The 20689-nt window shown below is 61.0% G+C and carries 22 protein-coding genes; 19 read left to right on the top strand and 3 right to left on the bottom strand.

Features of this window, described 5'->3' with window-relative positions:
- Window positions 1–76: 76 nt before the first annotated feature.
- The 13 genes from C8D92_RS02295 to C8D92_RS02355 all read left to right on the top strand — a co-directional run bounded on the left by C8D92_RS02295 (window position 77) and on the right by C8D92_RS02355 (window position 10979).
- Window positions 77–382: an STAS domain-containing protein gene (locus C8D92_RS02295; protein WP_095609612.1), complete on the top strand. Its 306-nt coding sequence runs from the start codon at window positions 77–79 to the stop codon at window positions 380–382.
- Between the two features lie 2 nt (window positions 383–384).
- Window positions 385–2160, top strand: coding sequence for an ATP-binding SpoIIE family protein phosphatase (locus C8D92_RS02300; RefSeq protein WP_116918300.1), 1776 nt, complete (start codon window positions 385–387; stop codon window positions 2158–2160).
- Window positions 2132–2479, top strand: coding sequence for an Hpt domain-containing protein (locus tag C8D92_RS02305; protein ID WP_116918301.1), 348 nt, complete (start codon window positions 2132–2134; stop codon window positions 2477–2479). The genes C8D92_RS02300 and C8D92_RS02305 overlap by 29 nt, the downstream gene beginning before the upstream one ends.
- Before the next feature lie 77 nt (window positions 2480–2556).
- On the top strand, window positions 2557–3756 hold the full coding sequence (locus C8D92_RS02310; protein ID WP_116918302.1) for a flagellar hook-length control protein FliK: 1200 nt from the start codon (window positions 2557–2559) through the stop codon (window positions 3754–3756).
- A gap of 119 nt (window positions 3757–3875) precedes the next feature.
- Window positions 3876–4385 (top strand): flagellar basal body-associated FliL family protein, encoded by a 510-nt coding sequence (locus C8D92_RS02315; protein WP_116918303.1) that lies wholly within the window; start codon window positions 3876–3878, stop codon window positions 4383–4385.
- Between the two features lie 52 nt (window positions 4386–4437).
- Window positions 4438–5439, top strand: coding sequence for a flagellar motor switch protein FliM (fliM, locus tag C8D92_RS02320; RefSeq protein WP_095609607.1), 1002 nt, complete (start codon window positions 4438–4440; stop codon window positions 5437–5439).
- Window positions 5432–5989, top strand: a complete 558-nt coding sequence (fliN, locus tag C8D92_RS02325) for a flagellar motor switch protein FliN (protein WP_116918304.1) — start codon at window positions 5432–5434, stop codon at window positions 5987–5989. The genes fliM and fliN overlap by 8 nt, the downstream gene beginning before the upstream one ends.
- Window positions 5989–6459, top strand: coding sequence for a flagellar biosynthetic protein FliO (fliO, locus tag C8D92_RS02330; protein ID WP_095609605.1), 471 nt, complete (start codon window positions 5989–5991; stop codon window positions 6457–6459). The genes fliN and fliO overlap by 1 nt, the downstream gene beginning before the upstream one ends.
- Window positions 6459–7220, top strand: coding sequence for a flagellar type III secretion system pore protein FliP (gene fliP / locus C8D92_RS02335; protein WP_116918305.1), 762 nt, complete (start codon window positions 6459–6461; stop codon window positions 7218–7220). The genes fliO and fliP overlap by 1 nt, the downstream gene beginning before the upstream one ends.
- Window positions 7221–7228: 8 nt before the next feature.
- Window positions 7229–7498 carry a flagellar biosynthesis protein FliQ gene (fliQ, locus tag C8D92_RS02340; RefSeq protein ID WP_116918306.1) on the top strand — a complete coding sequence of 90 codons (270 nt, stop codon included), beginning with the start codon at window positions 7229–7231 and terminating at the stop codon, window positions 7496–7498.
- A gap of 2 nt (window positions 7499–7500) precedes the next feature.
- Window positions 7501–8289: a flagellar biosynthetic protein FliR gene (gene fliR / locus C8D92_RS02345; protein ID WP_095609602.1), complete on the top strand. Its 789-nt coding sequence runs from the start codon at window positions 7501–7503 to the stop codon at window positions 8287–8289.
- Between the two features lie 21 nt (window positions 8290–8310).
- Window positions 8311–9447 carry a flagellar biosynthesis protein FlhB gene (gene flhB, locus C8D92_RS02350; protein ID WP_116918307.1) on the top strand — a complete coding sequence of 379 codons (1137 nt, stop codon included), beginning with the start codon at window positions 8311–8313 and terminating at the stop codon, window positions 9445–9447.
- 77 nt (window positions 9448–9524) lie between these two features.
- The gene (locus C8D92_RS02355; protein ID WP_116918308.1) at window positions 9525–10979 is read left to right on the top strand and encodes a protein adenylyltransferase SelO; all 1455 of its coding nucleotides are present in this window, start codon (window positions 9525–9527) and stop codon (window positions 10977–10979) included.
- A gap of 6 nt (window positions 10980–10985) precedes the next feature.
- Here the strand turns inward: C8D92_RS02355 and C8D92_RS02360 are convergent, their stop codons facing one another.
- From C8D92_RS02360 to upp, 3 genes are all read right to left on the bottom strand, one after another.
- Entirely contained in the window at window positions 10986–11834 is an 849-nt protein-coding gene (locus tag C8D92_RS02360; RefSeq protein ID WP_116918309.1) for a class I SAM-dependent methyltransferase, read from the bottom strand.
- Between the two features lie 143 nt (window positions 11835–11977).
- Window positions 11978–13210: a uracil-xanthine permease family protein gene (locus tag C8D92_RS02365; RefSeq protein ID WP_095609598.1), complete on the bottom strand. Its 1233-nt coding sequence runs from the start codon at window positions 13208–13210 to the stop codon at window positions 11978–11980.
- A 2-nt stretch (window positions 13211–13212) separates the two neighbouring features.
- Window positions 13213–13851 (bottom strand): uracil phosphoribosyltransferase, encoded by a 639-nt coding sequence (gene upp / locus C8D92_RS02370; protein WP_095609597.1) that lies wholly within the window; start codon window positions 13849–13851, stop codon window positions 13213–13215.
- A gap of 196 nt (window positions 13852–14047) precedes the next feature.
- On the opposite strand from upp, the gene flhA reads away from it, so the two are divergent.
- The 6 genes from flhA (at window position 14048) to C8D92_RS02400 (ending at window position 20673) form a co-directional block, all read left to right on the top strand.
- On the top strand, window positions 14048–16216 hold the full coding sequence (flhA, locus tag C8D92_RS02375; protein WP_228151077.1) for a flagellar biosynthesis protein FlhA: 2169 nt from the start codon (window positions 14048–14050) through the stop codon (window positions 16214–16216).
- 55 nt (window positions 16217–16271) lie between these two features.
- Window positions 16272–17552: a flagellar biosynthesis GTPase FlhF gene (flhF, locus tag C8D92_RS02380; RefSeq protein WP_116918310.1), complete on the top strand. Its 1281-nt coding sequence runs from the start codon at window positions 16272–16274 to the stop codon at window positions 17550–17552.
- 49 nt (window positions 17553–17601) lie between these two features.
- Window positions 17602–18414, top strand: a complete 813-nt coding sequence (locus C8D92_RS02385; protein ID WP_095609594.1) for a MinD/ParA family protein — start codon at window positions 17602–17604, stop codon at window positions 18412–18414.
- Window positions 18415–18487: 73 nt separating this feature from the next.
- Window positions 18488–19213: an RNA polymerase sigma factor FliA gene (locus tag C8D92_RS02390; RefSeq protein ID WP_116918311.1), complete on the top strand. Its 726-nt coding sequence runs from the start codon at window positions 18488–18490 to the stop codon at window positions 19211–19213.
- Between the two features lie 255 nt (window positions 19214–19468).
- Window positions 19469–19855 (top strand): chemotaxis response regulator CheY, encoded by a 387-nt coding sequence (gene cheY / locus C8D92_RS02395; RefSeq protein WP_095609592.1) that lies wholly within the window; start codon window positions 19469–19471, stop codon window positions 19853–19855.
- A 17-nt stretch (window positions 19856–19872) separates the two neighbouring features.
- Window positions 19873–20673 (top strand): protein phosphatase CheZ, encoded by an 801-nt coding sequence (locus C8D92_RS02400; protein ID WP_095609591.1) that lies wholly within the window; start codon window positions 19873–19875, stop codon window positions 20671–20673.
- Window positions 20674–20689: the final 16 nt, after the last annotated feature.

Raw genomic sequence — 20689 nt, forward strand, 5'->3', positions numbered from 1 at the left:
GGAGTCGGTATGGCGCGGGTCTTTAGGCTATCCTTTCCCGTATCCCGACGAATTCAGTTGGCACGGAGATCGATTCATGGCCATCCAGACACAGCTCAGCGATGACGGACAGACACTGACCATCCGTATCGACGGGCGGTTTGATTTCAGCACCCACCAGAGCTTTCGGGATGCCTATGAGAAGGGGGATCAGGATGTTCGCGAGTATGTGATTGATATGTCCGGCACCCGTTACCTGGACAGTTCCGCCCTGGGTATGCTGCTTCTGCTCCGGGACTATGCGGGAGGGGAGGACAGCCGCGTGCGGATCCGCAACTGCAACAGCGACGTTAAGCGGATCCTTACCATCTCCAACTTCGAGCAGCTCTTTACCATCGAGTGACCATGGCCGAGCACGATGCGGGACCCGATCCGGTGAGGCAGAACCCGACGACGACGCGTCTGCGGATACTAGTGGCCGAGGATAACGACACCGATCGAATGATCCTCCAGAAGCTGGTCCGGCGTCTGGGCCATGACGTCATCACCGCCCGGGATGGTATGGAGGCGGTTGAGCGCTATCAGGCCGAGCGGCCTGAGATGGTGTTGCTGGACGTGTTGATGCCGGCGCTGGACGGCAATGAGGCGGCCCGTCAGATCAAGAAACTGGCCGGGGAAACGCTGGTGCCGGTCATTTTTCTGACGTCTCTGAGTGACCCCGAGGAACTGGCCCGCTGCCTGGCTTCCGGCGGAGATGATTTTCTGTCCAAGCCCTATAACCGGGTCATCATCGAGGCCAAGATCCGCGCTTTCGAGCGCATGCGGCAGATGCATCAGACGCTGACGGTCCAGCGTGACCTGATCCGTGCGCGGAACGAGCAGCTGATCTCCGAACAGCAGGTCGCACGTCGGGTCTTTGACAATGTGGCTCATCGGGGCTGTCTCGGTGCGCGCAGCATCCGCTATCACTGCTCACCATTGTCTGTGTTCAACGGCGATATCCTCTTCGCCTGTCCCCGCCCGGCCGGAGGCGTCAATCTGCTGATCGGTGACTTTACCGGTCATGGCCTGCCTGCTGCGATCGGTGCCATGCCGGTGGCGGAGATTTTCTATGGGATGACCGGCAAGGGCTTCAGCGCCGGGGATATCCTGAGGGAAATCAACCAGAAACTGACGGCCATCCTGACCACGGACCTGTTCTGTTGTGCGGCTTTTGTGGAGGCGGAATCCTGGCCCGGGCGTGTCCGGATCTGGAACGGCGGGTTGCCGGATGGGTATCTGATTCGCCGGGATGGCCGCCGTATGACCCTGCCATCCGAACACCTGCCGCTGGGCGTGGTCAGTCCCGAGCGTTTCTGCGCGGACATGACCGCTTACGACGCGAAAGAGGGGGACACCGTCGTCTTTGCCACCGATGGGGTCATGGAGGCGTCGACTGCCCAGGGCGAGGCGTTTGGGGAGCAGAGGTTGATGGCGGCGCTGGATGACACGACTGATGACACGGCGCCGTTTGACCGGGTCATTGAGGCGCTCAGGGCGTTCATGGGCGGGCGTGAGTGGGCCGATGACCTGACCATCGTCAGTCTCGACCTGATGCGCCCGGACGACACCATTGACTATGCGCCGCTCGCTGCGAGCTCCGGGCTTCCCGGCCCCCCCGAGTGGGATTGCCAGTACACGCTGACCGGGGAGTCTCTTCGCCAGTTCAATCCCCTGCCGCTACTGCTGCACATCTGCCTGGAAGTGCCAGGTCTCCAGGCGCACAGTGGTGACATCTACATCATTCTGTCGGAGCTGTACACGAACGCTCTTGAGCATGGCATCCTGACACTGCCGTCGGATTGGAAGCGCTCGGCGTCTGGCTTTGGACAGTACTACGCGGAACGGGAAAAGCGCCTGCGGACGCTCAGTGGCGGCGAGATCGCGTTTCGCCTGCATCATCGGCGTCTGGGCGCCGGTGGCGAGCTGGTGATTGAGTGTCAGGATTCCGGCGATGGGTTTGCGGCGCCGGCGGAGCTGTCTCTGGATCAGACCGAGTACGCGGGCCGTGGACTGGCCCTCATACACCGCCTCTGCCAGCGTCTTGAACATATTGGCAAGGGGAACCATGTGGCGGCGATCTACCGCTGGCCCCCGGATCAGGGAGCGCAACATGACCGAAACACCGCATCTGGACACTGAGGCTCTGGCGGAGCTGCAGGAGGTGATGGAAGACGAGTTCGATGTTCTCATACAGACCTTTCTGTCCGACTCCGAAGGCCGCATCCAGGCCCTCTGGCAGGCCCTGGAGAGTTCGGATGAAGAGAGCTTCCGTAAATCGGCCCATAGCTTCAAAGGCAGTTGCATCAATATCGGTGCCCCGCGTCTCGGTGAACATTGTTTTTATGCCGAGCAGGCTGCCCGGGCAGGGCGTCTGCAGGACGCCGGGGACAGCCTTAGGGCGATTGAGTCCGAATTTGAAGCGGTGACCGACGCTCTCAACGAGCTGCTTCAGCGCTGACCCGCCTTTTTTCTGGCACCGATCTTGCCTCAGTCACAGGGAACGGTTCGTGAACCCCATTGCGGCAAGAGGTTGCCATGCCCAACATTCTACCGACCGTGGCCAATGCCACGCCCTCAAAGGAATCCACCGGCCCGGCGCCGCGCTCAGAAGGCGGACCCGAGGACAGCCAGGATCGCTTCAGTGATGTGTCCCGGCGCGAGCAGGCGCAGATGAATAAGACGGGTGAACGACAGTCGGCGGATCGAGACTCGAGTGGCAGGCAGGAAGCTGCCGGCGACGATGACCGGGAAAGCAAATCCGATCAGCGCACCGATCGAGCCGGAGGCCGGCTCGAGAAGGCGGGCGAGGCCGTATTAACAAAGGGAGAAAGCGGCAAACCGGCGCTAACGGCCAAGGAGTTGGAGCAACTCCTGGACCAGGCCGAATCCGGTGATATGCCGTTTTCATTCGTCAGTCTGGGGGGCAGCCTGACGACGAGTCCGGACAAGGCGGGCTCGCTGGACCTGACTATTCAGGGGGTGTCTTTGGGGAGTGCCCAGGGCCAAGGCCTTACAGGCGGACAGGGCCAGGATGGGACCCTGCGCCTGATGCAGGTCATGGGGTTTTCCCGCGATGGCACGGGCAGCACGGGAATGGAGCGGTTGGCGTCACTGTTCAGTGGGGTGAGCGGCGGCAGTGAGTCGGCCAAGGCACTGGATTTCTCCGCCGAGCTGTCCTCTCGGCTGCCGGGGCAGATGGAGCTGTCTGGCATGAATCGCAGTCAGTCGTTGGCAGGCCAGAGTCGTATGGCCGAAGGCATGGCGCCCCTGAAGAACTATGCCACCAGTGTTGAGCTGCCGGTCCAGCATGCCGAGTGGGGGGAAAAGGTGGCGGGCAAGCTGGCCTGGCTGACGTCTCAGCGGATGTCGGCCGCCGAGATCCACGTCGTACCGCCGGATATGGGGCCGATTGATGTCCGTGTTCAGGTTCAGAATGACCAGGCTAACGTCACCGTCCACGCAACGAACACCGCCGTTCGGGATCAATTGGAACTCAATAGTCATCGGTTGCGCGACATGCTGCAGGAAAACGGCCTGAATCTGGACAAGTTCGAGGTCTCAGCCGATGCGTCGGGAGAGCAAGCGAATGCAGGCCCCGGTGATGACAGTCCTGGCGGCGGACCGTCGGCCGACGGTCTCTCGGGACCGGATGGTGAGGCCATTGTTGAGGGCGGTGTGACAGGCGGTAGTGAGCTGGATATTGCATGGCGTGGCCAGGTCGATCTGTACGCCTGATGAACGGCCCCGGTTTCAGTGGTTTATGTCTGACCGGTCAGGCGCTAAACTGCCGTCGTAAAGGCATTCCACCTTCCTGCCTGAGGGCAGGGAGTCATCTATGACGGGGCGCTCAATCAATGGCAGAGAACAACGGGGAACAAGCTGCAGAGGGCGGCAAGAAAAAGGGCAAGCTGAAGCTGATCATCGGCTTGGTGGTGTTGCTGGCGCTGGCGATCGGACTCTCGGTGATGGGCACACTGTGGTTTCTCGGTGGCAGCAGCGATAGTGGTTCGGAGGCGGAAAATGGCGAATCACAGGAGCCCGCCCATCAGCCGAGTCACTATTCGTCGCTTGAAGAGCCGTTTATCGTATCCCTCTCCAGTGGTCAGGGGCAGCGTTACATGCAGGTGTTCGTGGCCCTGCAGAGTCGCGATCAGTCCGCGCTGGATGCCGCTAAAACCCACCAGCCGGTTATCCGGAGTCGGCTGCGGACGCTGTTCGCCAACCAGGCGTTTGACGCCATGCAGACCCCGGATGGGGTGAGCCAGTTGTTGACTGAGTCGACCGCGGCCGTGAACGAGGTGCTGAAGCAGGAGGGCGCACCCGCGATTGATCGGGTGTTGTTCACCAATTTTGTTGTTCAGTAGGCAGGTGACGGCCACGGGACGTTACCCACCACTATGAGCCAGGAACTGAGGTATGCAGGACTTACTGTCACAGGACGAAATTGATGCCCTCCTGCATGGCGTTGACGATGGCGATGTAGAGACCGAGGACGACGAAGGCAGCGAAGAGGGTGTCAAGTCGTACGATCTATCGAGTCAGGACCGGATTGTCCGCGGTCGCATGCCGACGCTCGAGATGATCAACGAGCGATTTGCGCGCTACACCCGTATCAGTTTGTTCAACCTCCTGCGTCGCACCGCAGATGTCTCCACCGGTGGCATCCAGATCATGAAGTTCGGCGAGTACATCCATACCCTGTTCGTGCCGACGAGTCTCAACCTGGTAAAAATGCGGCCGCTTCGCGGGACGGGGCTGTTCGTGCTGGACGCCAAGCTGGTTTTCAAGCTGGTCGACAACTTCTTCGGAGGCGAAGGCCGTCACGCCAAGATCGAGGGGAGGGAGTTCACGCCGACCGAAACCCGCATTGTCCAGAAGATGCTGGAAATGGTGTTCCAGGACATGAGAGAGGCCTGGAACGCCGTGCTCAAGGTCGATTTCGAGTATATGAGCTCGGAAGTGAATCCCGCCATGGCGAACATCGTCAGCCCCAGCGAGGTTGTCGTCGTCAGTACCTTTCATATCGAAGTGGATGGTGGGGGCGGGGAGCTGCATCTGGCACTCCCCTACAGCATGATCGAGCCGATCCGGGACATTCTCGACGCCGGTGTTCAGAGTGATATCGATGAGGTGGATGAGCGCTGGGTCCACGCCCTCCAGGAAGACATCAAGGAAGTCAGTGTGCCGGTCAATGCCACCGTCTGTCACCGGACAATGTCGCTGCGGGACATTGCAGATTTTCAGGCGGGGGATGTGATTCCTGTGGAGTTGCCGGATGAGATGACGGTAACCGCAAATGGCGTCCCCATCTACTATGCCAACATGGGGACTCGCGACGGCAACCTGGCATTGCGCATTACAGGCAAGTACGAGAAGCCCCAGGTCAAGAAACAACTGAAGGTGAACAAAGATGGCTGAAGAAGACGACCGCAACGAAGGCCAGGAACCGACCGAGGACGAGAAGCTGGCGGCCGAATGGGAAGCAGCCATGTCCGAATCCGGTGATGACGATGCCGAACAAGAGAGCGAGGCGGGTGGCGCAGAGCGTGACGACGAGTGGGCGGCTGCCATGGCCGAGGCCGGCGAGGAAGGCAACGAGGAAGGCAAAGACGCCGAAGCGCAGAATGAGCAGTCGGACGTCCGGTCGGCACCGATGGAAGAGTTCGGCGAAGACGATGGCATTCGGGAAGTCGGTGAAGGGCCATCGCCTGACCTCGACGTGATCCTGGATATCCCGGTCACCATTTCCATGGAGGTTGGCAATACCCAGGTGCCGATTCGCAACCTGCTTCAGCTCAACCAGGGCTCCGTGATTGAACTCGATCGTCTGGCTGGCGAACCGCTGGATGTTCTGGTCAACGGGACGCTCATTGCTCACGGCGAAGTGGTCATGGTCAACGAGAAGTTCGGCATTCGTCTCACCGACGTGATCAGTCCCGGGGAGCGTATCAAGCGGTTGTCCAAGTGATGGGCAGCCGTCTGATCAGCCCGTGGCTGCTGCTTGTCGTCGGTCTGCTGGCGCCGCTTGTCCGGGCACAGGAGAGCGCCGGGAGCGAGCGGGCCAGCTACGGACCGGACAGTCTGGTGTCCCTGCTGACGCTGGGCGCGTCGCTGGTGGCCGTGATTGCCGTGATCATCGGCTGTGCCTGGCTGATCCGGCGGATGAACGGCATGACGGGCGTTAACCACCACGCCATGAAAGTAGTGAGCGTGCTGGCCGTGGGATCGCGCGAGCGGATCGCGCTTGTGGAAGTTGGTGGCACCCAGATTCTGGTGGGCATCACTCCGTCGGCCATCCGGACACTGCATGTGTTCGATGAACCGGTGGTCGAATCGCGTTCGATGGCCGACAGCGATTTCGCACGCCGCCTGCAGTCCATGATTGGCCGTGGCTGGTCCAGGTCCGGTCGAGGCGATCACGACGGAGGAGAGCACTGATGTCCCGGGTTCTCGCGTTGCTGGGCCGCCTGCTTCCTTTGCTGAGTCTTGCCCTGGTTGCACTGCCCGTGCAAGCGGATCTGCCCGGCATCCCTGCGGTGGAGGTGACACCCGGGGAAGAAGAGGGCGCGCAGGAGTACTCGGTGACCCTGCAGATCCTGGCGCTGATGACGGCGCTGACGTTCCTGCCCGCCATGCTCATGATGATGACGTCGTTCACCCGCATCATCGTGGTCTTCGCCATTCTGCGTCAGGCGCTGGGCCTCCAGTCCACCCCCTCCAATCAGATCCTGATCGGGCTGGCGCTGTTTCTGACGATATTCATCATGGGACCGGTGTTTGAGAAAGCCAACGAGCAGGCATTGCAGCCGTACCTGAATGAGGAATTCGGCGCTCTCGAGGCGGTGCAGCAGGCCAGCCAGCCATTCCGCGAATTCATGCTGGCGCAGACACGCGAGAGCGATCTCGGCCTGTTCACGCGGATTGCCGATGTTGAATACGACCGGCCTGAGGACGTCTCTTTCTGGGTGCTCATGCCGGCCTTTGTCACGAGCGAGCTCAAGACAGCGTTCCAGATCGGGTTCATTATCTTCATTCCATTCCTGATCATCGATATGGTCGTCGCCAGCGTTCTGATGGCCATGGGTATGATGATGCTGTCACCCATCATCATTTCGCTGCCGTTCAAGATCATGCTGTTTGTGCTGGTGGATGGCTGGGCGCTGATCATGGGCACTCTGGCTGCCAGCTATGGTATATAGGAGGCATCATGACGCCTGACGTGGTCATCGACATCATGCGCGAGGCGCTCTGGCTGATCGTGTTGCTCTGCGTGATCATCATTGGTCCGGGCCTGCTGGTGGGGCTGGTGGTCAGCACTTTCCAGGCCGCCACACAGATCAACGAACAGACGCTGAGTTTCCTGCCGCGGCTGTTGATGACCCTGCTGGTGCTGATTTTTGCCGGCCCCTGGATGCTCACCCTGCTGCTTGATCACGCCGAAACCCTGATCATGAGCATCCCGAACCTGATCAACTAGCCATGGAACCCATCGCCTTCAGCACTGACGTGATTGGACAGTGGGTGGGTCAGCATCTGTGGCCGCTGTTCCGTATCGGCAGTTTCATGATGGCGATTCCCTTCATTGGTACCAATCTTGTGCCGGCCCGGGTGCGGCTTGGTCTGGCGCTCCTGATGACCTTTCTGGTCGCGCCGCTGATCGGCGATGTGCCGCGTGTGGATGCACTGTCGGCCGACGCCGTGGTGATCACGCTCCAGCAGGTGCTGATTGGCGCTGGTCTTGGGTTTGCGCTGACGGCCCTGTTCCAGCTCTTCGTGATTGGCGGGCAAATGATCGCCATGCAGATGGGGCTGGGGTTCGCCTCTGCCGTTGACCCCTCGAATGGTGTCAGCGTGCCGGTACTGTCGCAGATCTATTCCATCACAGTGACCCTGCTGTTCCTGGCCATGAATGGCCACCTTGTGGCATTTGAGATCATCGTCGAGAGCTTCAACATGCTCCCCATTGGCACGACAGGCCTGGCCTCGGAGACCTACTGGCAGCTGGCCCACCGCATCAGCTGGATGTTCGTGTCGGCGATGCTGCTGGCATTGCCCGCCGTATCTGCCGTGTTCATCGTCAACATCTCATTTGGTGTCATGACGAGGGCCGCGCCGCAGATGAACATCTTCTCACTGGGTTTCCCGATTGGCCTGATTTTTGGACTGTTTGCCATCTGGGTGCTGCACGCCAATTTTCTGCCGCACTTTGAGGACTACACCCGGCAGACCTTCGCGTTCATGCGCGATATGCTGGCGGCCGCGCCCTGACGCGTCGATAGTGGGTGGGATATGGCCGAAGAGAACGAAGACAGTCAGGAGAAAACCGAAGACCCGACCCCGAGGCGGCTTGAGAAGGCGCGTGAAGAGGGGCAAACGGCACGTTCCCGGGAACTGGCGACGATGTCCGTGCTCCTGGCCGGGGCCGTTGGCCTGCTGACGCTCGGGGCCGGAATCGGCCAGACCCTGGCGGGCATCATGCGCCACAGTTTCGATATGGAAAGGGCCGTCATCTTCGACACCACACAGATGACTCAGCGCCTGATGGACGCGGCGGATTCGGCGGTTTGGGGGCTGTTGCCATTCATGGTGTTGCTGTTTGTGGCGGCCATCGCCGGATCGATCGGCATTGGAGGCGTCCTGATTAGCGGCAAGGCCGTGGCGCCAAAGCTCAACCGGATGGACCCGATCAAGGGGCTGGGGCGCATGTTTTCCCTGAAGTCCCTGGTGGAGCTGGTCAAGGCCATTGCTAAAGTCGCGCTGGTGATGCTCATCGCCATTCTCATCCTCGATCTGCGCACTGAAGATCTTCTGCGTATCAGCAGTGAGCCGCCCGGTCCGGCCATCGTCCATGTGGGCTGGACGCTGGGATGGAGCTTCTTCCTGCTGGCCTGCGCGACGATCATCATCGCCGCCATCGACGTGCCCTTCCAGATCTACGACCACCAGAAAAAACTGCGCATGACCAAGCAGGAGGTGAAGGACGAGTTCAAGGACACCGAGGGGAAGCCGGAGGTGAAGAGCCGCATCCGGCAGCTCCAGCGCGAGATGTCCCAGCGCCGGATGATGGAAGACGTCCCCGGTGCCGATGTGGTGATCACCAACCCGAGCCACTACGCTGTGGCGTTAAAATACGACGACGCCTCTATGGAGGCTCCGTTGGTGGTCGCCAAGGGCGCCGACCAGGTGGCCTTCCGCATCATGGATGTGGCCCGGGAAAATGAGGTTGATATCCTCCGGACGCCACCGCTGACCCGGGCCGTCTACCACAATTCGGAAGTGGGCAGCGAAATTCCTGCCGGTCTGTACGTCGCCATCGCACAGGTTTTGGCTTACCTCTACCAGTTGCGCCGCTTCCGCAAGGGGCAGGGCCCCCGCCCGGGCATGCCCGATTTCCCGATTCCACGGGACATGAAGCGGGACAGCTGATCAGTATAGAGCAATTCCTGTTACGCTGGGGCATCCCTAAAACGTCCTCATTGACGACACTGAAGGTTATCTGCCTCTTGAGTTACGGTATTCGATTCGACAACACCTACGTTCATCTTCCCGACACACTGTTCGCGCGGCACGAGCCTGAGCCGGTCAGTGAGCCCCGACTTGTCCTGTTTAACCGGGCGCTGGCGGACGAGCTGGGGCTGGACGCCGAGGCGCTGGCAGGCGATCAGGGCGCGCTTCTTTTCAGCGGTAACGAGCTGGCCGAGGGAGCGCAGCCGCTGGCCCAGGCCTACGCGGGGCATCAGTTTGGCCACCCCAACATGCTGGGTGATGGCCGCGCCATACTACTGGGCGAGCAGTTGACACCCGACGACCGGCGCCTGGATCTCCAGCTAAAGGGCTCCGGGCGGACGCCGTTTTCCCGGGGCGGTGACGGTCGCGCCGCGCTGGGCCCGATGTTGCGGGAATACATCATCAGTGAGGCGTTGCACGGGCTCGGTATTCCGACAACCCGCAGCCTCGCGGTCGTCACGACCGGCGACCCTGTGTATCGCGAGCGTGTGCTGCCGGGTGCCATCCTGACACGGGTGGCGGCGTCACATCTGCGAGTGGGAACCTTTCAGTATGCGGCCAGCCAGCGCGACCCGGACCTGGTGCAGACACTGGTGGATTACACCATTGACCGTCATTACCCGGCGTTGAAGAGGGCGGAGAATCCGGCGCTGGCGCTGCTCGAAGCGGTCTCCGAGCGACAGATGGATCTGGTGGTGGCCTGGATGCGGGTCGGCTTCATCCATGGTGTGCTCAATACCGACAATATCACGCTCTCCGGCGAGTCCATCGACTATGGCCCCTGTGCGTTCATGGACGCCTATGATCAACTCACTGTCTTCAGTTCGGTCGATGTCCAGGGGCGGTACGCGTATGGCAACCAGCCGAGAATCACCCAATGGAACCTGGCGCGATTCGCCGAGACCCTGATCCCGATGATTGACGATGATCCGGACACGGCCGTTGGCAAGGCGGAAAAGGTGATCCACGCCTTTCCGGACCGGTACGAGGAGAAGTGGCTGACGATGATGCGGCGCAAACTGGGCCTGTTTGGAGAAGAGACCGAGGATGCGGCGCTGGTTCAGGATCTGTTGTCGTGGATGGCCCGGCAGGGAGCGGATTACACCAATACCTTCCGCGACCTGATCCGGGAAGCGGCGCCGGACGACGCGATCTATCAGGACCGGGGTTTCCGGGAATGGCACGAGCGATGGCAGGCCCGCCTGTCCCGGAACAAAAAGCCGCTGGCGTCGTCCTTCTGTTTGATGCGACACAACAATCCGGCGGTCATCCCACGCAACCATCGGGTTGAGCAGGCGCTGGAGGCGGCCACCCGGGAAGGCGATCTGGGCCCGGCGCAATCGTTGCTGGCGGCATTGGCAACGCCTTACGAGGATGACGGAACCCTTGCGGACTACCAGCAACCACCCGCACCGGAAGAGGCCGTGACACAGACCTTCTGCGGCACCTGACGGCCGTCAGGTCCGGGCTTCCACAATGCGCACCATGGGATTCCCGCGGCTGCGGGGGATCGGCAGCTGCTCATAGAAGTTCCTGGGGTCATGGACGGTAACGTCCGGGAAGCCGCAGTTGAGGAACCAGTTGCGGGCCGGTTCGTCGCCGGTGAAATGAAAGCTGACATCCGCTTGGGTTATACGGCCAAGTGCCCCCCCGAGAACCCTGAGCCCCCGGCCAATCACCGGTTTGCGGGACTGCAGGTAGCTTTCCGACAGGTAGGTTGATCCCGGTCGTTCGGACAGAACCGCCGCCAGGCGTTTCCAGAACGGGGTGATCTGCGCGAGGGTGAAGTAGCTGGTCAGCCCCTCGGTGACCACGACCACCGGTCCGCCGTCCGGGAACAACTCCCCGATGACCGTTTCGAGCGACTGGGGACCCTCGTTTGCGAGAATATCCAGTGGCACCACCTGATGCCGGGGGCCAAGGTGGCCGGTGGCGGCCAGGTAGCCCGCCTTGCGGGAGGCCATATCGGGCAGGTCGGATTCGACCATGTGCAGGTTGGGAAACTGACGTCGAAGCCGGATTCCGCGTGGCGACAGCCCGCAGGCGACCTCAAGGACATTCGGTGCTTCCTGCTCACGAACGGCCGCGGCGATCAGAGCATCGATGATGCGATGGCGCTGCAGCAGAAAAGTCCGCAGGCTGCCACCGGCCACCGCCCGGCTGGCCGCCTCAAAGGGCGTCATCAGACGATACAGGAGGCGTCCCTCGGTTGGCGTGAGTCCGGCCTCGGAAAGACCATGACGCTCCCAGACCGCGCCGGTGTACAGAGCCGTGAAGCTGATACCTGAACTGTCATGGTCTGTCATGGATTACTCCCCGTGCCTCTCTTCAGGCTGTCTTCAATGTAGCCGATGTCTCCGACATCGGAGTCGCCCGAGAGGGCGACCGATCTCCGCCCTCAACCATGGGGGCTGGGAATCGGCTGGCCAATCGAACACCGAAAACCGTTTTACTGCTGGCCCCAAGCCTCCTCGCGCCCGGGGAGAACCAGGTTCAGGCCAATCGCCACCAGACCACACAGGGCAATGCCCTCAACGTTGCCCAGTGCCATGCCGCCGATGCCGAACACCAGGGTGACGCCGACCACCACCAGGTTCCGGGATTCTGACAGATCGACCTGATGCCGGATGAGGGTATTCAGGCCAACCACCGCGATGGAACCGAACAGCAGGCACAGGATGCCACCCATGACCGGGACCGGAATGGTCTGAAGGGCCGCACCGAACTTACCGACGAATGCCAGGATGATGGCCGTACCGGCGGCCCAGAGCATGATGCGCGGGTTGAAGTTGCGAGTCAGCATGACGGCGCCGGTCACTTCCGAATAGGTGGTGTTTGGCGGGCCACCCATCAGCGCCGCTGTACTGGTAGCGACCCCGTCACCGAGCAGGGTGCGTTGAAGGCCGGGTTTCTGGATGTAGTTCCGCCCGGTGACGCCGCCGATGGCGATGACATCACCAATGTGTTCGATTGCCGGCGCGATGGCGACGGGCACCATGAACAGAATGGCGGACCAGCTGAAGCTGGGCGCCGTGAACGCCGGAACCGAGAACCAGGCTGCGTCCGCAATCGGTGTGGTATCGACAACGCCGGCAAACGCCGACAGCACGTAGCCGGTCAGAACGCCGAACAGAATCGGGATCAGGCGGATCATGCCGCGCCCGAGAACAGAGAGCGCAATCGTCACGGCCAGCGAGGTCATGGCGATCCAGATGGCCGTGTCGTAGGGCACCAGTTGCTCGCTGCCATCGCCCGCTTTCCCCATGGCCATATTGACGGCGACCGGCGCCAGGCTCAGACCGATCACCATGATGACCGGGGCGACGACCACCGGAGGCAACAGTCGGTTGATGAAACCAGTTCCCCGTGCCTTCACCAGTGCGCTCAGTAACATGTAGAGCACACCGGCCGCCATCAGACCGCCCATGGTTTCGGCAAGGCCGAACTTGGACTTGGCGGCGATCACCGGCGCGATGAATGCGAACGATGAGGCCAGGAAAATGGGCATCTGGTTGCCCGTGATCAGATGGAAAAGCAGGGTGCCGATGCCCGCGGTGAAGAGCGCAACACTTGGATCAAGGCCGGTGATCAGCGGCATCAGCACCAGTGCGCCAAAAGCCACCAACAGCATCTGGGAGCCGGCGACGGCGTCCCGGAGAACGGATGACTGGGACGATGGCATACTCAGTTGTCCTTCTGCTTGGTTCCGAAGATCTTATCTCCCGCATCACCCAGGCCGGGCAGGATGTAGCCCTTCTCGTTGAGGCGATCGTCGATGGAGGCGGTATAGATGGACACGTCCGGATGCGCTGCCAGAACACGCTCAATTCCTTCGGGGGCGGCCACCAGAGTCAGCGCCCGGATCTCCGTGCTGCCCGCCTTCTTGAGCAAGTCGATCGTGGAGATCATGGAGCCGCCGGTGGCGAGCATGGGATCGACGATCATGGCCATACGCTGATCGAGCTCGCCCACCAGCTTCTCAAGGTAGGTCGACGCTTCCAGCGTGTCCTCATCCCGGACCTGGCCGACGACACTGACGCGCGCCACGGGCATCAGGTCCAGTACGCCTTCGAGCATCCCCAGACCGGCCCGCAGAATCGGCACGATGGTCACTTTCTTGCCCGTCACGCTCTCGACCTCGACCGGCCCGGCCCAGCCCTCAATGGTCTGCGGCTCTAACGTGAAGTCTTTGGTGGCCTCATAGGTCAGCAGGGTGGTGATCTCCTGCGCCAGCTCCCGGAAATTTTTGGTGCTGATGTCCGACCGGCGCATCAACCCCAGCTTGTGACGGATCAGTGGATGTCGTACCTCGTGCGCGCCCATGATTCACCTGTTTTGCCTGATGGAAACGGCGCCAAGGATACCGGTTTTCGGCGGAGGCCGCACGGGGCCCGCTTTCCGCGTTTTCCGACGGTGTCGAAGCTGGTATGGAACTTGCGCGAGACCTCCCCGGATGCAGCACGCTGTCAAAAAACCGGCAGCGTCAGGGCCAAAATCCGCTTCTTCGGAGTCAGAATTCGTGGTCGACCGCGCCGCCGTTCTCGGAAACGTCAAATCACTGACAAGCGCCAATCTGGGGATTCCTGTCCTCCTGATGGCTCTGCTGGGCATGATGATCCTGCCCATGCCGGTGTTCCTTCTGGACGTTCTGTTCACGTTCAATATCACGCTGTCGATGGTCGTCCTGCTGGTCTGTATCTACTCGCTCCGCCCGGTAGAGTTCGCGGCCTTCCCGACCGTGTTGCTGGTTGCAACGCTGTTGCGCCTGGCCCTGAACGTGGCCTCAACGCGCATCGTGTTGCTCAATGGTCATGAGGGTGGCGACGCGGCCGGGAAAGTCATCGAGTCTTTCGGGGAAGTGTTGATCGGTGGCAACTATGCGGTTGGTCTGGTGGTGTTCGCGATACTGCTCATCATCAACTTCATGGTGGTCACCAAAGGGGCTGGTCGAGTCTCCGAGGTCAGTGCCCGATTCACGCTGGACGCCATGCCCGGCAAGCAGATGGCGATTGATGCGGACCTGAATGCCGGCCTGATCAATCAGGAAGAGGCCAAGGTGCGCCGTGCCGAGATCGCTCAGGAGGCGGACTTCTACGGTTCCATGGATGGTGCCAGCAAGTTCGTGAAAGGGGATGCCATCGCCGGTTTGCTGATCCTGGCCATCAATCTGGTTGGCGGCATCGCGATCGGTATGCTCCAGCATGCTCTGGATTTCTCTCAGGCCACCCAGAACTATGCGCTGTTGACCATTGGTGACGGTCTGGTGGCGCAGATTCCATCTCTGTTGCTGTCCACCTCCGCTGCCATCATGGTGACGCGGGTCACTTCCAGCGGTGATATGGGGCAGGAGATCATTGCCCAGATGTTCACCGCGCCCCGGGCGCTGGCGATTGCGGCGGCGATTCTCATCATCCTCGGCCTGATTCCGGGGATGCCTCACATCGCCTTTCTCGGGCTGGGCAGTATCGCTGGCGCCGGTGCCTGGTATGTCTGGCGCCACCAGCGTCAGGTGGAGGAAGACGGCAGCCTGATCCCGGCCCGTGACAGCGGGGCGCCCCGGACACGACCGACCGAGGGTGGGGAACCGTCACCGGGCGGTCCGGATGCGCTCCCCGGGCCGTCCGAAACCAGGGAGCTGGGCTGGGATGATGTGTCGACGGTCGATATCGTCGGCCTGGAGGTGGGCTACCGGTTGATTCCGCTGGTGGACAAATCCCAGGGCGGGCAACTGCTGAGCCGCATCAAGGGTGTGCGCAAGAAGCTCTCCCAGGATCTGGGTTTCCTGATGCCATCGGTGCACATCCGTGACAACCTCGATCTGATGCCCAACGTCTATCGCATCACTCTGATGGGCGTGACCATCGCTGAGGCGGAAATCCACCCGGACCGGGAGCTGGCGATCGACCCCGGGCAGGTCTTCGGGAAGGTGGAAGGCATTGAAGGAAAAGATCCGGCCTTCGGTCTGGAAGCCGTCTGGATTGAGCCGGAGAAGAAGGATCAGGCCCAGACGCTCGGCTATACCGTGGTGGATGCCAGCACAGTGGTGGCGACCCATCTGAACCAGATCCTTCAGCAGCACGCCCACGAGCTTCTGGGACACGAGGAGGTCCAGAAGTGGCTGGAGCAGCTCGAGAAACTGTCTCCAAAGCTGGCTGAAGAGTTGGTGCCCAGCACCGTGTCCATCAGCGTGCTGCTGAAGGTCCTGCAGAACCTGCTCAAAGAGGAAGTGCCAATTCGCGACATGCGTTCCATCGCCGAAGCGGTGATGAACCATCAGCCCCAGACCCAGGATCCACAGGCACTGACCACGGCGGCCCGTCAGGCACTGCGGCGGATGATCATCCAGAGTATCTGCGGCAACGAAACCGAGATTCCGGTTATTACGCTCGACCCGGAACTGGAACAGATGTTGCTGAAGTCCATGCAGCAGAGTCAACAAAACGGCGCCCAGGAAGACATTGGGCTGGTTCTTGAGCCCAATATGGTGGAAAAGCTGCAACGGTCGCTACAGGACGCGGCACAGCGTCAGGAGATGATGGGCAAGGCGGCCATCCTGCTGGTGTCCGGGGTGTTGCGGCCGGTGATGGCCCGTTTCGTCAGCTATGGCGTTGAGCGACTGCACGTCCTGTCCTATCAGGAAGTGCCTGAAAACAAACAGATCACGATTGTGTCATCGGTGGGGCAGTAATCCCACGGACCACAGAGCGGTGTCGGCCCGGCCGGCATACCGGAGGTGAGGCAAGATGAAAGTACGACGTTTTTTTGCACCGACCATGGCGGAAGCCCTGAAAATGGTCAGCGCCGAGATGGGAGACGATGCCGTCATCCTTTCGAACCAGCGGGTTGAGGGCGGTGTGGAAATTGTGACCGCTCTCAACTACGACGAAAATCTGGCGCGTGAGCAGGTTTCGACGGACCCGTCCGGAGAGGCGCCGAGCAGTGGTCGCGTGGCGGAGATGCAGGCGGAACACCATCGCCGTCTCGAGGCAGAACTGGACCGGTCACGGGAGCGCATCCGCGAAATTCGTGAGCGCCGGGCGGTCGCGGGTTCCCGGGCCGGTCATCACCTCGATGTGCCTCTTGATGATGGGGCTGAGCCCGAGACCGAACCGGACCCACAGAGCGGTTCGGATGTGACGCAGTCAGCGCTTGACGAGATGCGGGCTGAAATTCACTCGCTGCGCGATATGGTACGCCAGGGGGCGACACCGGCCAGTCGCATGGACGGGGCCAGTGAGCAGCGCCTGGCGGAGCGCCTCCAGGAGTACGGTCTGTCGCCGGAGCTGGCGACCGAGCTGGGCCGACGCCACGGGGGCGGTCGGCTCGACGCTGGCTGGAAGGAAGCCCTGCGGGAGCTGGCCCGGAGCGTTGAAGCCCCGGCCCGGGAAGCGGTTGATACCGGCGGTATTCTGGCGCTGGTCGGACCGACCGGCTCCGGGAAGACCACCACCATCGGTAAGATGGCAGCCCGGCACGTGCTGCGCTATGGCGCCGACAGCATTGCATTGGTCACCACCGACCGTTACCGGGTGGCGGCCCACGAGCACCTGTTTGTGTTCGGACGCATCCTCAATGTGCCGGTTCGTGTGGTTGACGAAACGCACACTCTCGACCAGATTCTGGATGAGCTGTCCGACCGTCGCCTGGTTCTGATCGACACGGCGGGCCTCGCCCCGTCGGATCGCGGTTACCAGGAGCAGCTCGAGGAGCTGGCCAATAGCCGGCACCCGGTTCAGCCGCACCTCGTGGTGGCGGCAACCAGCCAGCCGCGGATCATGAAATCCACCTGGCATTGCTATAAGATGGCGAGGCCAGCCGGATGCGTCCTGACCAAGCTGGATGAGGCGCTGACGCTGGGTGAAGTGCTTGGGTTCGCGATGGAAACGCGTCTGCCTGTGGTCTACTACACCGATGGGCAGAAAATTCCCGAGGACATCCACCACGCCCAGCCCGGACCGCTGGTGAAGCTGGGTGTCGAGCGCCTGCGGGAGGTTCGCAACGCCGAGTCGGTGGCGGCGGGCTGAACAGACGAAACACGATGAAATAATACGGTCGCGGGAGATAGGACCCGGCATGAGTAAAGCACGTCCGGTACAGGTGATTGCCGTCTCCGGCGGCAAAGGCGGCGTTGGCAAAAGCAACATCGCCGTTAACCTTGGTGTGGCCCTGTCTGAGAAGGGTCGTCGCGTTGTCGTCCTGGATGCGGATTTGGGGCTGGCGAACATTGACGTTCTGCTGGGCATTACCGCTCAGCGGAATCTTCAGGATGTTCTTTCGGGGGACTGCGAGCTTCGTGATGTGCTGGTCGATGGGCCGGGCGGTATTCGCATTGTGCCAGCGTCCTCCGGTACCCAGCGCATGACGCAGCTCTCTACCATGGAGCATGCCGGTCTGATCAATGCCTTCAGTGAGCTGGGGGACGACATCGATGTGTTGATCGTCGACACCGCAGCCGGCATTTCCGAATCGGTCGTCAGCTTCCTGCGAGCCTCTCAGGAGATACTGCTGGTGGTCTGTGACGAACCCACCTCCATCACGGACGCCTATGCGTTGATCAAGCTCATGAATCGGGACTACGGTATTGACCGGTTCCGCATCCTTGCCAACCAGGTCCGCAGTGATCAGGAAGGGCGTCACCTGTTCGGGAAATTGGCCCGGGTGACTGAGCGATTTCTCGACGTTGCGCTACAATATGTTGGGATCGTTCCCTTTGACGAGGCGGTCCGAAAGGCGGTCCAGCGTCAGCGGGCTGTTCTGGATGCCTACCCGCGGGCGAAGGCGTCCAACGCCTTCCGCTCACTGGCCGAGCAGGTGGATCAGTGGCCATTGCCATCGTCACCGCGGGGGCACCTGGAATTCTTCGTCGAGCGCCTTGTCGAAGCCTGAACCTCCCGTGCCCCGGTCGTCGGGGCCTGTCTGGAGGCTTTATCCGCGAATCAGTCAGAGGTAGTCCGGATTCATGACGTTGGCCAAGGGGCTCGGTGCCTATCACCAGACCAGTGAGCAGTCCCCCCAGCAACTGGTGGAGCAGCATGCGCCGCTGGTCAAGAAGATCGCGTTGCACCTTCAGGCGCGATTGCCCGATTCTGTTCAGCTGGATGATCTGATTCAGGCCGGCATGATCGGTCTGCTTGAGGCCGCCGGCAAGTTTGAATCGGGTAAGGGTGCGTCGTTCGAAACCTATGCCGGAATCCGCATTCGCGGGGCCATCGTTGATGAAATCCGCCGTGGTGACTGGGTGCCCCGTTCCGTCCACCGCAATGCCCGTCGTATATCCCAGGCCATCAAGACCATTGAAGACCGGACCGGGCGTGCCGCACAGGACAGTGAGGTCGCCGAAGAGCTGGACATGACGCCGTCGGAGTACAGCGCCTGTCTGGCCGACGCCAACAGTGGTCGGCTTTTCAGTCTTGATGAACTCAATGATTCCGGTGACGTGCCGATAGACATGGAAACGGCCAGTGATGATCCCTACCGGGAATTATCGTCCGACAGCTTCCGGCGTCAGTTGGCGACGGAGATCGAGGCGCTTCCCGAACGGGAGAAGCTGGTGCTGAGCCTTTATTACCAGGAAGAGCTGAACCTGAGGGAGATTGGCGCCGTGATCGGCGTCGGTGAGAGTCGGGTCAGTCAGATACACAGCCAGGCGGCCATGCGTCTCCGTGCTCGTCTGGTTGACTGGTGAACGTGCGGGAGCAGTCGGTGGAAACGCTCTGTGATTTGTTGTGAATGGGTAACAGAGCCTTTACATCGTCATACCCGTCCCGACAATACTCGGTCAGTGTGGTCGGTCCGAGAGCGACTGATCGAATGGCGCCCGGCGGGAGTCGCCATGATGGCGGGAAATCGCCTGCTAGACTGATTGAGGTCATGAATTGATCCAGTGACCGGCGACTGTGCCGGGCTGATACATTCCGGGCTGTAAATACTGGAGGTCCCATTGGACAAGAACATGAAAATTCTCATCGTGGACGATTTCTCCACGATGCGACGAATCATCAAGAATCTGCTTCGTGATCTCGGCTTCACGAACACTGACGAAGCCGATGATGGCAAGACAGCCCTGCCGATGCTCAAGGGCGGTGGCTATGATTTTCTGGTTACGGACTGGAACATGCCGGGTATGTCCGGCCTGGAACTGCTCAACGAGGTTCGGGCGGACGATAATCTGAAGACCCTGCCGGTTCTGATGGTGACGGCTGAGGCGAAGCGCGACCAGATCGTGGCGGCTGCCCAGGCCGGTGTGAATGGTTACGTTGTCAAACCATTTACCGCCGCTGTCCTGAAGGAAAAGATCGAAAAGATATTCGAGCGAATCGATTCATAACGGATTGAGAGCCAGGCATGGGTAACGGGAATCACGAAAAGGGGCAACTGGACCCGGAGTTCGAGGCGCAGCTCAAGTCGCAGGCCGAGGAACTCAAACAGCAGGTCGATGCCGGTGATTATGCGGCGGCCATGCGATCGATCAATGACCTGAACGACGTTCGGGACCAGAGCCTCTACCGAGAGGTAGGCCGGCTGACCCGGAGTCTGCACGAGGCTATCCGGAACTTTCAGATCGACCCCCAGAATGCGGAGCAACGCGAGGCCCTCTCCAAGATGACGGACGCCTCCGACCGGCTCTCCTATGTGGTTGAGATGACGGACAGCGCGGCGAACCGGACGATGGACCTGGTCGAGGAGGCCATGCCCAAGACCAACGCGCTCAAGGAGGAAGCCGGGCACTTGTTGTCGGAGTGGCAGCGTTTCCGTCGGCGGGAGATGAGTGCCGATGAGTTCCGAGAACTGTCACGCCGGGTGGAGCACTTCTTTGCGTCAGTCTCCACCGAGAGCGAAACGATCTATGGAAGCCTGTCTGAGATTCTGCTCGCTCAGGACTTTCAGGACCTTACCGGGCAGGTTATCCAGAAAGTGACTACGCTGGTGAAGGAGGTGGAGGAACACCTGCTGCACCTGGTGGTGATGGCCAGTCATGTCGATCAGATGACCGGCACGGATCACCAACTGGACGATAGCGAGAAAACTCCGGACAAGAAGGCTTCCGGCAAAGGGGAGGGACCCCAGCTCAACGCGGAAGAACGCGAAGACGTCGTATCCGGGCAGGACGATGTGGACGATCTGCTGTCCAGCCTTGGGTTTTAACGTTGTTAAGGGTGCT

The organism is Tamilnaduibacter salinus (genome assembly GCF_003096655.1).
In the GTDB taxonomy this organism is placed as follows: Bacteria; Pseudomonadota; Gammaproteobacteria; order Pseudomonadales; family Oleiphilaceae; genus Tamilnaduibacter; species Tamilnaduibacter salinus.